The organism is Ardenticatenales bacterium, from assembly GCA_020634515.1.
GTDB lineage: Bacteria > Chloroflexota > Anaerolineae > Promineifilales > Promineifilaceae > JAGVTM01.
The window spans coordinates 520,301-535,454 of sequence record JACKBL010000003.1; the positions used below are offsets into that span (position 1 = coordinate 520,301).

Genomic DNA, 15,154 nt, shown 5'->3' on the forward strand with positions numbered 1-15,154 from the left:
GAAGCTCGATTCATGGCATCTCGCGTCGAAATAGCTTCCGGGAAGGCAGGTGGTGCTTATCCCTCAAACAGCTTCTCGCCCCGATGCAGGCGATTGGCAATCTGATAGGTCTGCCCCTGGGCGCGCACGGTGGGGGCGTGGGCGGCCAGGTAACGGGCGGCGGCGATGAGGGCGTGGGCGGCGGCGGCTGGGGGCAGGAGGGTGGATTGTTTGCAGGCGGCTTCGATGGCCTGGATGGTATGGAAGTCGCGGTCTTCGCGGAGGAGGAGTTTGCCCAGCATGGCGCGCAGTTGGGCCGGGTCGCCGTCTTGATAGAGGAATTGGGCGACGGTTGTGCCGGCATTATTCACCTGCTGCTGTTGATTGAGTAGTGCCGGCATCTCCTCCAACAAAACCCCGCCCGCATCACCCACCCGCGGCAGCCGCGCCGGCGGGATATTCAAAAAACGATCCAGATACACACTCATCGCCGCGTCAAACACCCCGCGCAGCAATTCCACGGACGGCGCGCGCCGCAGTCCCTGTTCCACCCCGTTCGCAAACGTAAACGTATGCAAAGCGGTATCCCAGTCACCAAACTCATTACTCGTATGGAACCGGGCAATACGCAGCGCCGCCGCGTGACTCACCACCGCCGCCAACGCCACTTCCGTCGCCCCGTCCGCCAACGCCGCCAACAGGCCATCCGCAATGGCTCGCGGATCATCTTGCAGCAAAACAGCCAGCAGCGCCGCCTCTCCCGCCCAATGTCCCCGGTTCGCCTGCCCTTGTGACAATGCCCCTGGCATCTCCGCGAACGCCGCCTCCAGGATCGCAATCAGGTCCACCGGATTGCGCCACGCATTCGCCTCCTCCATGCGGCTGGCGCGCGCGAAATTGGTAGCCAGACTGGGCAGCACCTGCTCCGCCATATCCCAGCCGGCCACGTCCAACGCCTCCAGCGCCTTGTTCGTAAAATCCAACACGTGCCCGATCTGGATGTAGCGGTGGTCCGTGGCCGCCGCGAACAGCATATCCGCCATCTGCGCCTGGTCTGCGCCCGCGCGAATAGCGGAGATGATGCACCGCTCCGCCCCCTCGTCGTCCCGCACCTCCACAAACTGGCGAAACCAGCGCTTCAGCGTGCCCACGTCCACACGCTCGCCCGGTAGCGGGCGCACGACGAAGCGCGGTGGGTGGTTAAAGCTATCCGCGGCCACCGCCGACAGCCCTTGATACAGGGCACGGGGGCGGTCTTCAGGCGGCAATGCCGGCAATAAATTCATCATACACGTGAGAATCGTCAACCCCTGCCCCCAGCCCCCCTGGCGATAGCGCGCCCCAAAATCCAGACCAATGCGAAAAGGGGCGACGGCGCGGCGCCAATCCGCCCCATCCCCCAACAGCGTCAGCACCGACTTGGCAATCACCAGCGGCAAATCCCGCTCCAGGCCCACGCGCAGCCGCTCTTCCTGATGGGCGTGGGAATTCGCGCGCGCGCGCACGTCCACCCACACCGCCTCATCCCGAACTTCCACAGGGAAAACGCGGGCATCGTCGGCAAAAAGATCAAATGTACCGCCGCTCTTCATGTCGAACCGGGCGTAATGCCAGTAACAGGTGAGAATACCATCCTGCACGGTCCCCCGGTCCAGCGGAAACCCCATATGCGGGCAGCGATTATCCACGGCAAAAATGCCCTCGCTGGTGTTGAAAATAGCCACGGTGTGGCCGTCTACCTGGGTCGTCAAAATACCCTGCTCTCGCACGTCAGCCAGCGAAGCAGCGCGAACAAAGTGGTGAGAAGTCATGGCAAATTCCTGAGGAGTTAATGGTTAATGGTTGTCAGTTGATGGTTGGCTCAGGATAGCATGAATCGGTCCCGACCGCATCCGCCGCAGGGACATGGGGGAACCTGTACGAAGGGACAGGGGGCGGGAGACTGGAGCCGTTTTTGCAAACGGCTCCAGTCTGGGAAGTGCGCCGCGCCTAATGTTGTTGCCCGTTCGCTCCCGCCAGAATGGGTTGTTCCGCGGTCTGCGCCGCCCACTGCATCGTGTACAGGTTGTAGTAGCGCCCGCGCCGCCGCAGCAACGCCTCATGCGTGCCCAACTCCACAATGCGACCATGATCCATCACCACAATCTGGTCCGCATTGACAATGGTGCTCAAGCGATGGGCAATGACGAAGCTGGTGCGCCCGGCCATCAGCCGATCTAGTGCCTGCTCAATGACCTTCTCCGTGGTCGTGTCCACGCTGCTGGTGGCCTCGTCCAGAATGAGGATGCGCGGATCCGCCAACAGCGCGCGCGCAAAGGAAACAAGCTGCCGCTGCCCCACGCTCAGATTGACGCCGTTCTCGCCGACTTCCGTATCGTAGCCATCAGGCATGCGGCTGATGAAGGCGTGCGCGCCTACGGCTTTGGCCGCGGTCACGGCTTCCGCATCCGTGGCCTCCAACCGCCCATAGCGGATGTTGTCCAGGATCGTGCCGGAGAAGAGGAAGGTGTCTTGCAGCACAATGCCCAACTGCGTGCGCAGGCTGGCGGCAGTGACTTCCCGGATGTCGTGACCATCAATGCGGATAGCCCCATCCCGCACGTCAAAAAAGCGGGACAGGAGACGGATGACGGTGCTTTTGCCCGCGCCTGTCTCGCCCACGAGGGCAATGCGCTGCCCCGGCTGCGTGGTCAGGTTGAAGTCTTGCAGGATGGGTTCATCTTCTTTGTAGCCAAAGCTGACGTGATCGAATTGGACGTGGCCGGAAATTGCCGGCATTTCATAAGCATCCACCGCATCCACCAGATCAGGTTCCGTATCCAACAGACGGAACATGCGCTCGCTGGCGGCCATCGTTGATTGAAAAGAGTTGTAGCGGCGCGCCAGTTCACGCACCGGCTCAAAGAACCGCTCCACGTACAGCACAAACGCGATCAGCGTGCCTGCCGTAAGCGAGCTGCCAATGACCAACAGCCCACCCACGCCAATGACCAACGCCGTGGCAAAAGACCCCATGAAGTCCACGCCGGGGAAGAAAACCGCCGTGAGCCGGGAAGCGTTCACGTTAGCGTCAAAATAGGAGTGGTTGAGATCATCAAAATAGCGGGCGTTGCGTTCCTCGCGGGTGAAGCTCTTCGTCACCCGAATCCCCGTGATGGATTCGTTGAGATAGCCGTTAATCAATGACAGCCGGGTCCGTGTGGCGCGATAGACCTGGCGCACGCGCACGCGCCAGTAGTTCGTGAGGGCAATCATCAGGGGCAGGACGGCAAAGGCCACCAGCGCCAGCTTCCAGTTGAGCGCCAGCATAGCGATGATGATGCCCACCAGCGTGAACACCGCTCGCACCAACCCCGTAATCGACCAGGTGATGAAATCTTGCAGCACGTCCACGTCGCTGAGCAGGCGACTCATGAGGCGGCCCACGCTGTAATTGTTGTAGAAGTTCAACGACAGACGGTGCAGATGGCGGAACAGTTCACTGCGAATGTCCGCCACCACGCGCGTCCCCACGTATCCCATTATTGCCACGCGAAAACGGTTGGTGATCCATTCCGCCAGAGCCACCATCACGAATACCAATGTCCAATAGCGCAACTGCTGCCAATCCCCCGCGCGCACGCCGTCATCGATGGCGCGGCCAATGAGCCATGGCCCGGCGACGCTAAACAGTGCGGTCGCCATCATCAAGACCAGCGCCAGAATCCAGCGCCGGCCGTAGGGCAGGTTGTAGCGCAGGAGGCGGGCCGTCAATCGGCTGTCGTACGCCTTGCCCAGAATGTCCTCGTCTCTTTCATCGGGCAGCAAATCTTTGACGCGCGCCTCGCGGCGCAGTCGCTCTTCGTCATCCGTGTTTCTTGTCCTAAACATTTCCTTCCCTTCCTATACTTTGCTGCTCGCTGCTCGCCATCATCGCCATGCGCCCTTGCAGCGCCACAAACGCTTCCTGGTCGCGTAGCTGCAGGTCGTAAATCTCGCGGTACAGCCCCTCCTGCCGCAGCAGTTCGTCGTGCGTGCCCCGCTGCACAATGCGCCCGCCATCCAGCACCAGAATGCAGTCGGCATTTTTCAGCGTGAGCAGGCGTTGGGCAATGATGAATGTGGTGCGGTCTTCCATGAGGGTGTTCAGCGCCTGCTGAATCAGGTGTTCCGTCTCCGTGTCCACGCTGCTGGTGGAGTCGTCGAGAATAAGGATGCGCGGATCGGCGAGGAGGGCACGGGCGATGGCGATGCGCTGCTTTTGACCGCCGCTGACGGTGACGCCACGCTCGCCCACGCGCGTATCGTACCCCTCTGGGAACTCACTGATGAAATCATGGGCGCGCGCCGCCCGTGCCGCGGCGACAATCTCCTCCGGCGATGCGTGCGGCTTGCCATAGGCGATGTTCTCGGCGATGCTCTGGCTAAAGAGGAACGGCTCTTGCAGCACGATGCCGATGTGCTGGCGCAGGCTGTGCGCCGTGATGTGCCGCACGTCGTGGTCGTCAACGAGGATGCGCCCATGACTTGGCTCGTAGAAGCGGGGAATGAGGTTGGTGATGGTGGATTTGCCGGAACCGGTGGGGCCAATGAGGGCGATGGTCTGGCCGGGGGCGGCGTGGAAGGAAACCTCGTGCAGAATGCGCTGGTCGTCACGGTAGCCGAAGCTGACGCGATCAAAGGTGACGGCTCCCTGGACCTGGGTGAGCGTGGCGGCGTCGGGTCGGTCGCCGACTTCGTTGGGAGTGTCCACAATCTCGAAGACGCGGGAGGCGCTGGCGCCGGCGGAGGCCGCCAGGTTGACGAGAAAGCCAAGCCGCTGGACGGGGCCGTTGAGCATGAGGACGTAGGAGATGAGGGCAAAAAGCGTGCCGACGGTGATGTCGCCGGCCAGGGCGCGCGGGCCGCCGAACCAGAGGAGGAGGAAGATGCTGGCGGCGACGAGGAAGGTGAAGAAGGGCCAGTGGTTGGCCCATTGCAGGATGAGGCTGTAGCGATCAGAAAACCATTGGCCGTTTTCTTTGTCGAATTTTTGCAGTTCGTAGGGTTCGCGGGCAAAGGCTTTGACGACGCGAATGCCGGTGAGGCTTTCTTGCATGGTTTTGGAGATGGTTCCTACCTGGGCCTGGACGGTCTTGGACATGCCGCGCACGATATGGCCAAAACGGAGGGTGGCGTAGATGAGGATGGGCATGGGTAGGAGGGCGAGGAGGGCGAGTTGTCCGCTTTCGAGGAACATGGCGATGATGACGCCGATGAGCATGAGGGTGGTGGAGAAGAGTCCCATGAGGCCGACGCCGACGAATCGTTCGGTTTCGCCGATGTCGCTGGTGGCGCGGCTCATGAGGTCGCCGGTGTGGGATTGGTCGTGAAAGGCGAAGGGGAGGTTTTGCACGCGGTCGTAGTATTGGTTGCGCAGGTCGTAGGCGACGCGGTGGGTGAGCCATTCGCCGAAGAAGAGTTCGCAGAAGCCGGCGATGGCGCGCACGAGGGCGATGGCCAGGATGATGCTGCCGGCAATGAAGAGGGGACGAGAAATGCCGGCATTCACCCCCCGGTCAATCGCGTCTTTGATAATTTGCGGTACGAACAGATTCAGCAGCGTAGCCGAGAGCATTCCGCCATAGGCCAGCAGCACCTGTTTCCAGTAAGGGCGAAGATAATTGAGCAAGCGGCTGTAAATGCCAAGTCGTCTGGTCATAAGCGCCTTCCTCCGCGGTAGAGAATTTTGATGAATGTCCAATTGATTGTAGCGCGTGCCATTACGCGCAAACGGGCGCGCGCCCGCCACTTGCGCCACCGTTGCCTTACGATTGCTGCTCCTTTGGGGCCATAGGGCCATCCACTATTGCGGGTTTGACTCGTCGTTACTACGGAATAAGCAGCATAACGAGAAAGAGCAGTGATGTAAACTAGACTTTAGGTCATTTTGCGATGGGGCGATTTGTGGTACAATGTGAGTATACTTGTAGAAACGGCGTGGCTCTTTGGCTTGCGCCGTTTTTTGTTTTTTTGGGGAAGCTCAATTTCGGCGCTCGCGGGGCATGCCGGCAATAAAAAAGCCCCGCATGGTTTCATCGAACATGCGGGGCGGGGAGAGCCGAATTCCAATGACCGCTTTAGCTTACTGGCGATGATGCAGTGCCAGAGACAACCAGAGACACGCGCTGTCGGTTTGCCAGATGCTGCGTCCCGTAACCGCATGGAACTTGATGGAACATCAGGCGAGAGTCCATCTACGAACCTCCAGGTTGTTCGACAATTATCTAACCATTATGGAAATTTTACTCGCTGGCAGGTGCTATGTCAAACAGTATGGATATGGGGAATTGGATTCTCCTTTCACTGCCAAAGCTCGTTGAAAGACCGATTCAGAACGGTCAGCGTCAGTTCATTGAGATAAGAAACGATCTCGGACCGTTCGGCCCGGCGCGTTTCCGTGTCGCCAAAGCGTTTCGTGCGCGCGAGACTTTCGTTTAGCCGCTGCTGATATTGCAGCGCTTCGTGATAACGCGGGTGCTGCCGCCCCATCTGTTCTAGCAGGTACGCCAGGCCGCGTCGGTAGCCAGAAAACAGATCATTGGATGGGTACGAAACTGGGGGGATTGTGCCGGCATCAGGCGCACCTGGAGGGAGAGGACCGGGAGAAATATCGCGCCGTTCTGTAGAGGCGGGATCGTTTTGCCCGATTGGCGTGTTGGACATGTATTGGTTACAGGGAGTTGACGCTTGCAGCAACTTCCGTGATACGGCGGCTCCCCAAAAGGCCAATTGCTTAGGGAGGGGGGCGGTGGGCAACCTATCCAGGTGCGGAAATTTCAGGGCGCCCATCAGGTAGAGGGTAAGGCCATGATAATACTCTGTCCAATCGTCTCGCGTGAACAAATAATCGGCGGCAGCCTGGCGAATGGTCAGGAGAATCGTGAACGGTTTTTCCAAACCAGGAAGGGGGGTGATCTGGTCAGGGTATGACATGGCGCAATGCAACCGTTGATAGAAAGCGCAGATTTTTTCCGGTGACAGTGCTGCCTCGGAAAAAGCCTGGGACATCATCTCCGTGACAACGGCCATTTCCAGGTGCAACAAGTCGCGCAGCACATGATCCTGCCGCGATTTGGCAAAATCGATCAGGTAGGCAACGCCACTATCCATCTCGATGAGTATATTTTCCAGATTCATGTCGCCATGAATGCCGGCAACATACACGTCGCGTGACTGATTGAGGCTGTCGGTCCACGTTCGAAGTGGGTTGGGCAGCGTTTCTCCATCAGGCAGCACCAGGACCGGAGAAGTTAAATCAGCCTGTTCGCCAAGCGCATCCGTGACTTGTCGATGCAATTGTTCCCCGCGAGTTGCCTGGATCTTGCCAATAAACGGTTCGTTCACGATTTCCCCCATTTCATATTGCGTCACGTCAACAGGAGAAAGGTGTAGACGATAAGCGCCAGGCAAAGTAGGGGGGATATCCAGCGTGATCCGGTGCTTCGCGCGGGACACGTTAACGACCTGGAAACCGGAAATCTGAACGTACTCACCTGTATAACAGGTTTGAGATGTCGTGTCGGGATGCAGCCAGCGTAACTGTGTCCCCTGGGGAGGAGTAGCGACCTCAATGGATAAATTGACGGGGAGAAAATCGTTATAGTGTGCTTGAAAATCGAATTCGGGTTGAACGCTATTTTGCCGCCAGAGGGTGTGGAGACTTTTGAACACGCTGTTTGCCAGGGTCTCTTGTCCGTTATTTATGGCTTCCTGGGAGAGGAAACGACGCAAACTGGTGATTTCGAAAGCGCCTGCGCCGGCCAAAGGATACCATAAGCCGCCCCATGACGTACCGGGTAAATAAACAGGCTCATCTCGAATCTCGGCAACACGCGGTAGTTTGTTGCGGATATACTTTTGATAGGCAAGCCATTCACGTTTGATACGTTCATGGTAATCGATTTTGACAACTCCCGGCAGTTCTGGTCCGTTGTGTTGAATAGGCCGAATCAGAAAGACGCGCCCGCCGCTAAGGCCGCTTTGGAATTCGGATTTGACGACGATTCGACGATAGTCGGGAAACATAGCCCGCAGCGTTTTTTTAACGTGAGCGGGCAGGGAGGTCGTAAGGCGGTTCTCAATCTGAGGCACGTCACTGTTCATAGGGCATCCTGCTTTTGGTAAAGGATTAATCGCCGGATCATTTCAGCGGGCGAACGGATGGAAGTCGCCGCGAGAGGATTTATTTCCGTCTTGCGCCGAGCCAGATAATGACGACGACGGCTACTATGAGAAAGACAAGGGCGATGTATTGTCCATTGTTGCCGGCATTGGTTTGCGCATTTTCTTCCGGGTCTGCTGCCGGGTTTGTAGCAACGGGCGTTGTCGTCATGGACAGGGCAGGCGACGCGGTTACGGATAGTTCAGGTGTTCTGGTTGCTGCCGGCAAAACCCCTATCGTATCCCCCCCATCCCCCGTCAACACAAAACCGGCCCAGTAGTAGGGGTGCGGATATTGGCGACGCGTATCTATTTGCGCCTGTCGTAGCGCGGCGGCCTTACTCAGGCCATTCCGCCAATGCGTGTAAAAGCGCTCCATCAGCAGGGCGGTGGCTTCATCATTGACATTCCAGAGACTGGCGATGACGGATGGCGTGCCGGCATATAAGAAAGCCCGATTCAAAGCCACCACCTCGTCCCCCGCGCTAAATTCACCCACTTGCGTCTCGCAGGCGCTTAAAGTAACCAGATTCGTGGCCGAATTCAGATCCAACTCGTAAATTTCTTGCACCGTCAATCGGCCATCGTTGGCATCATCCGCCGCCAGGTAAATGGTGCTAAACAAAGGGTTTGCGGCGTTATATTTCCCGTGCGCCGCCAGGTGTAGGATATTATTCCGCCCACCGTGAACCACCACCTCGCTCTCAGTAGCTGCCGCACCGAGAAAGGGCCGGCTGTTAAACAAGGTGGCAATCGTCTCGACTTCTTTGGGGGCAGATCTTAGCACGCCGAGTCCGGGTTCGTCGCTTGTTGGTCCACCCATGGCCAGGAGAGAACCCGCCTCTGGTTTACGTTTTTCTACCAGGAAGCGCAAAATGCCGGCAGTGGGCAGCGAAGTAAGGGTATAATCGTCAAGCAAATGACGCTCTCCATCCGTCAATGCGGCGAATGGAACGTAATGCAAGACATTGTGGGGCACAATAATCAAGCGCCCGGTCTGTAAGTGAGGAAGCAAAGGGGCAATGAGCCAGTCATACAACTGGCGAAGAGAAGTCAAGTGCGTTTCGTCCAGGCGGGCGAAATCCGTCAGGCGCAGCGTTTCCACCTGGGCGAGTAAGGCCTGCCGACCAGCAGGTAAAGAAACGGACGTGAAACTGTCCGCTGTAAGTACAAATGCCAGGCTGCTGTCCGAAAGCACAAAATAGGAAACTAACGTGGTGTCAGGGAGCAGGTTTTGTTGTATTTCAGCCAACGAAGCAGCTTCTACGGAGAACAGAGAGCCGGTTTCTGGACTGAGTAATTGCAACCGCAGCAATAAGTCTGTGTAATTTTCCTCTAACCCTTCGATTTCCGCCGTTACCGCCGCAATTGCTTCCACATTGTCATCAGTGCCAGATTGCGCACGCAGGGTTATCAGCTGGGTACGACGAGCCGCCAGTTGTTCGCGCAGTGTTTGCTCTTCGGCTAACAAAGCCGAATCTGCTCTCAGGCGAAAATTGACCTGTCCATTGACTACCTGATCGAGAAAAGCACGGGCGCGGGCTTGTTCCGCCAGGTGGAAGGCGTCTTCAAATAGGCCTTGTTTGACGGCTAATTCCACGGCCAGCGTGTAGGCGTCCACCAATTGGTTAAAGAACATTGTCTTCAGTTCCGCCACGGTGATCAAACCCTGCAACGCTTCCAACCGGGCGACGGCTGTCTGCGCGTGAGCGTAGGCAGTGGGCGTATCGCCGTTGATTTCGTAAATGCCGGCAACAAGAACGTGTCCCGCCATTTCTAAAGCTAAATCCCCACTTTCCTCGCCTGACCGCACGACCTGCCGCCCATCCGCCAGGGCAGAAACAGCATCACCCATACCGAAATGGCCGAGACCAAGAGCAAGCCAGAGCCGACCCAGGTCAGCCTGATTGGCGTTTTGGACGTTGAGGTGGATGCCTTCTTCTGCCCAGGTAACGGATTGGGAGAAATCGTTTTCCCCGACAGACAACAACGCCAGGTTACCCAAAACGCGACCGGCCGCAACCTGGTTGTTGCTTACTTGCCAGATGTCCAGCGACTGTTGTAGACAAGCCTCCCCATTAGCGTAATCGCCCGCGGCAACGGCTACAGCGCCAAGATTATTCCGAATATCTCCTATCGTGGAGAGATTACCACTGGTATCGGCAGAACTTCGCGCCACGGACAAATGAGCAATGGCATTTTCCCAGTCACCGAGGCGCTGGTAGGCGGCGCCGATATTGGCTTCCACGCTGGCAACGGCGGGGTCCTCTCCATTAGCCATAAAATGGGGCAAAATAGTCAGGTAGATGGTCAATGCTTGTTGGTAATCACCCCGTTGCGTCTGGACGTTGGCGATATTCATTTGCGTGATGTCCGTCAGGCGGGGAACGCCAGAAGCAGCGGCAATGGCTAAAACCTGGTCATACAACGCTAACGCCTCATCATAACGCCCTAATCCGGCGTATGCGGAGGCGATATTGCTAAGAGCCTGCGCTTCCTTCAGGCGCAGCGGAAGTTCCTGGTACAAAGAAAGCGCCTGTTGGTACAAGAGAATGGCCTGCTCATACCTACCCTGGGCATAGTAAACGGAGCCGACATTGGTCAACAAATCCCCCTCCGTTCCTGAATCAGGCGGTAGTTCCTGTTGCAGCGCCAACGCCTCTTCCAGGCGGCGCAATGCAAGGCCATAATTGCCCTGTTCGCGCAAAGTCAACCCTAGACTGTTGCGCGAATCCACTTCTTGCGCTGGCTCGCCAATACCCTGCCATAATTCTATCGCCGTCGTCAGTTGACGAATTGCCTCCTCATAACGCCCCATTTGCATGGCCAGGTTGCCCAAATTATGGTGTGCGGCGGCCTGATTGTAGAGGCTATATTCGTCATCAATGGACAAAAACAGGTTTAAGGCGTCCTGGTACAGAGTCTGCGCCTGAGGGAAATCTCCTTTACTGGCATAAACGTTGGCCAGGTCTTGGGTTACCTGGGCAACTTCTGACTGTTGACCGGCGGCCTCGTATTGCGCTTGCGCTTCCTCTAAGGCGGTGACGGCTTCATCCCAACGCCCTTGTTCGTAAAAGTCCATTCCTTCCAGGTAGCGTTCATCAGCGGAACTACCGAGAGGGAGTTTACTGACAATGGTGAGCGCATCGAATAGCGGCAGCATCGCCCCGAGAAAGTCATTGTTATCAATCTTGCAACGAACAATGCCAACGATCGCGCGCATTTCGCCAGAACCAAAATCGGCTTGTTGGTAAAGCTGGCGAGCTTGTGTAAAAAATGGGGTTGCGGCGGCGCAATTGCCGGCATCGTATGCGGCCACCCCTTGTTCATACTGACTCTCTGCTTCATTTAACAAATCCTGGTCAAACGTCAGATCCTTTTGGATCAGGGTTTCGTATACATCGGCGGCGGCCCATATCACTTGCTGGTAATACGTGATTGCCAGATCCAGGCTCACCGGGTCGAAAATGGCTGCTGCCTGGTAAGAGTCCGCCAGACGCAGGTAGGCATCGGCTACGCCTAATTGGTCCCCCGCGTCCGTGTAGGCGTCGGCTGCCGCCAACCATTTATCTCGCGCCGCGTCAATATCGCTTGCCTGGAGGCGATCACCCTCGCCCAGCAAGAAAGCGGCTGCGCGCAGGGCTTCCAGTTGGGGGCTAAAGGCAGGAACAGGCGCAAACGTCTCTCCCGCGGTGGGTAGGCCGACAATTGAATCGGTTTCAGCGAGAGGGGGAGGAGGAGAGGTTTCCGGTTGGGGCGGAGCGGGGCAAATGGGCGCGTTTTCCGTGGGTGCTGGAATCTGGAAGGTGCTGTGGGGCGTGATGGGGGCGGCGTGGGCTGATGCCGGCATCTCCATGAAACCGACCGCGAATATGATTAGCCAAACACAAAATCGACGATAATAACGTTTGCCCGTCATTTTATTCATCCTGTCAATGTAAAAAGTGACTATACGGGTCATCTGCCCAGATTCACTGAAAAAACCGGGTTTAAAAACCCGGTTTTTGACCTTTTTTCAGTAGAGTCAATCTTTAATGCTACAAAATTGGTCCAATCTCTCGGAGACGTGCATAGTTACGACGTTTGATGCTTATCCCAGCAATATCAAGATCAAGTCCGCCGACGTATCTTTCGCAGACCAAATAGCAGGACTAATCCAACAGGGCCTATCACACTGTTACAAAGACCGCCGCCACCTGAATTTTCACTTTTGGGTTGACCGGTTGGTGCGGCTATGGGCGCTGTCGCTGTGGATATTGTCGTACTCAACGGCAGCGGCGTTGGCGTCGCCGTGGACATGGCCGTAGCCAGCAACGTCGGCGTTGGAAACTCCGTGGGCGTGACGGTCGAGATGGGGGGCGGGGTGCCTGGTAGGGAAGTATTTGTTTTGCCGGCATCTCCCATAAAAACAAACCCTGCCCAATAGTAAGGGTGTGCATATTGCGGATACTGCGCGCGTAAATCAATTTGCGCCTGCTGTAAGGCAACAGCCTTACCCAGACCCGCCTGCAAATGGGCATAAAAGGACGTCATCAGTAAGGTCGTTGTTTCGTCATCTACATTCCAAAGGCTGGTTATGGCGGAGGGCGTGCCGGCATAAAGCAAAGCGCGATTCATGGCCACCACATCATCCCCGGCGCCGACACCCTTTTCCAGATCCAATTGACACGCTGTAAAAACGACCAGGTTCGTTTGCTTCAGATCAAGGCCGTACATCTCGTAAACGTGCAAGTCGCCATCAAAATCACCCTCAGGAGCCAAAAATAACCGACTTTCCATCGGAGCCTGATTATCAAACGTGCCGTGGGCGGCAATGTGCAAAATACCGCTCTGACCGGCCTGCCTCCAGACAAGCCCTTCCGTTGCCGCGGACCGGGTAAAGGGGATAGTTGCATACAATTCGGCTATCGCCTCTACTTCTTCATCGCCAAACTCAAGTTGGTTACGCGGGTCTCCCAGGAGAAGTGGCGGCAAAGTCGTTTCTCGCGCTGCCGGCAAGGAAGCCAGCGTGCTGGCGGAGGGCAAAATCGTCACAATAAATTGCTCACCCAAGAATAGTTCCCTATCGCTCAAAGCTGTAAATGGCACATAGTGCAGAACGTCATGTGGAACAATCAGCAAATAGGGGGTGTTTAATTCATCAACAAAGGGGCTGATAAGGGTATCATATAAGCGTCGCAACTCCTCCGTATGGGGGGGCGCATCCAGCTTGCGAAAAGAGCGAAAGTTGAAGATAGTGTTCTCCAATTCGTCGCGCGTAATGGGTAACGGAATGGTTGTAAACGCTTCCCGGGTGATAACGAAGGCGTAAAAATGGTCTTGTTTGTTTAAGTCGGTGTAGAGAAAGTACGAAACCAATGTTGTTTCTGAATCAAGCCGCGCCTGTATCTCTGGCACCGTAAGGACATGTTCATCCTCCCCGGTAAAGAACATGTTAGTGGATTCCCCGCGCGCTTGAATTTGTTTGACAATCTCGGCATACGCCGCTTCAGCGCCGGTTAATTCCCGTTGCATAGCAACTTTTGTCAGACCATCCAGATCCAAAAGCTGCGCCAGAGTCAGGTCGTCCTCCGCCAATTGTCGCAGAATATACGCTTCTTGTTCGCGTACAAGCAAATTGTTTCCCTGATCGTCCAATATCTCGGGGGCTTTCACGCGCATCATGTCCAGAAACACGCGCGCGCGCCCTCGTTCCGCCGTATAAAAAGCCTCCTCATATCGCCCTGCTTCATAGTACAGGTTGGTAACGTGCTTGTACAAGTCAACCACTTGCGTGAGGGAATCCGTCAAAAGAAACGGCGTCATTTGCGCGCCGCTATCAACAGGCACGAAATTCGCCTGCTGATTGGTGACAAGGCGCATCTCCGCCAGCAGATCAAACGCTTCTGCAAAGGCAGCAAACGATTCATCTGGCTCGTGACGCGCCTGCAACAGGTCGCCAATGTCCGCCAAAACAAGCGCCAATAGAAGCCGTTTGTTTCCCTGCCGCAGTAAAGTTTCCGCCTCCCGTAAGCAGGTAAGCGCCGTGTCCAAATCGCCTTCCGCCTGCAATGCCAGCCCTTCCCCCTTCAGCGCAAGCGCGTTGGTAATAAGGCCGAATTGTTGGCTGATATTGCGGGCAATTCCCGTATCTTCCAAGGCACGTTCCGCGAGCAATTGCGCCTGGTCATACGACTCATAGGCCTCGGCATACATTTCTTGCGAACGATATGCCTCCCCAATACTTATCAGGACGACCATTTGCATACCCTGGTTGAGCGGGACAGTGATGGTCCCGTTTTGCAGCAGCGATAATAGTCCCGGCTGATCCTGCGCATCATTAGGAGTAACAGCAACCGTCATACTTTGGAGTTCTGTCAAAACTGATTTGAACTGCTTCATAACTTCTTCAAAAGGCCCGCAATGTAGGTCCTCCGCGCACGCTTCATCCTGTACCGCAAGCCCAGATCCAACGACGGCCAGGTTATTCAATGAAATAACTCTAGCCAGGAACTGAATGTCCGCGGGAACCCAAACTTGCCTGGAATCACGAGCGAGTTCGAAGGCTGTGGTCAGCGTGTTTTGGGCCTCTTCGAGGCGCATTTGCTGCATCAATATAGAGCCGATGCCAAACAGAGCCGTCCAACGCAATTGATCGTCGCCGATTGTTTCAAACTGCGTTAGCGCCACATTGTATGCCGCCACTGCCGCGTCCAGGTTGCCGATACTAAAGCGTAAATGGCCCAAGAAAAGCGCACACTGTCCGAAAATATTCGGGTCAGGATTATCCGTCTCCTGTAAGCCAGCAAATCCTGTTTCTAGCTGCTGCTTTGCTGTCGTGCGCTGACCGGCCGTGAAAAACACCATGCCAAGGGCGCACTGTTCAACCGGTGCTGATTGTGTACGCGGCAGGTGGTTAGCCAAAGCCGGCGAGTTTGCCAACCGGGTAATGAGCAAAATCAAAGCGAATAAAGCATATTTGGGCATCAGATTCATCAGGCAATCCTCAAGAACG

Annotated in this window: 6 protein-coding genes; all 6 read right to left on the reverse strand. The window is 56.4% G+C overall.

Going from position 1 to position 15,154, the window contains the following annotated elements:
• Positions 1 to 56: 56 nt before the first annotated feature.
• The 6 genes from H6650_10995 to H6650_11020 all read right to left on the reverse strand — a co-directional run bounded on the left by H6650_10995 (position 57) and on the right by H6650_11020 (position 15,135).
• Positions 57 to 1,790, reverse strand: coding sequence for a Rieske (2Fe-2S) protein (locus tag H6650_10995; protein MCB8952529.1), 1,734 nt, complete (start codon positions 1,788 to 1,790; stop codon positions 57 to 59).
• Between the two features lie 178 nt (positions 1,791 to 1,968).
• Positions 1,969 to 3,849, reverse strand: coding sequence for an ABC transporter ATP-binding protein (locus tag H6650_11000; GenBank protein ID MCB8952530.1), 1,881 nt, complete (start codon positions 3,847 to 3,849; stop codon positions 1,969 to 1,971).
• Positions 3,842 to 5,659: an ABC transporter ATP-binding protein gene (locus H6650_11005; protein ID MCB8952531.1), complete on the reverse strand. Its 1,818-nt coding sequence runs from the start codon at positions 5,657 to 5,659 to the stop codon at positions 3,842 to 3,844. The genes H6650_11000 and H6650_11005 overlap by 8 nt, the downstream gene beginning before the upstream one ends.
• 641 nt (positions 5,660 to 6,300) lie before the next feature.
• Positions 6,301 to 8,103 carry a hypothetical protein gene (locus tag H6650_11010; GenBank protein MCB8952532.1) on the reverse strand — a complete coding sequence of 601 codons (1,803 nt, stop codon included), beginning with the start codon at positions 8,101 to 8,103 and terminating at the stop codon, positions 6,301 to 6,303.
• Between the two features lie 79 nt (positions 8,104 to 8,182).
• Complete coding sequence (locus H6650_11015; GenBank protein ID MCB8952533.1) at positions 8,183 to 12,079, reverse strand: CHAT domain-containing protein; 3,897 nt, start codon at positions 12,077 to 12,079, stop codon at positions 8,183 to 8,185.
• A 191-nt stretch (positions 12,080 to 12,270) separates the two neighbouring features.
• Complete coding sequence (locus tag H6650_11020) at positions 12,271 to 15,135, reverse strand: CHAT domain-containing protein (GenBank protein ID MCB8952534.1); 2,865 nt, start codon at positions 15,133 to 15,135, stop codon at positions 12,271 to 12,273.
• Positions 15,136 to 15,154 lie beyond the last annotated feature (19 nt).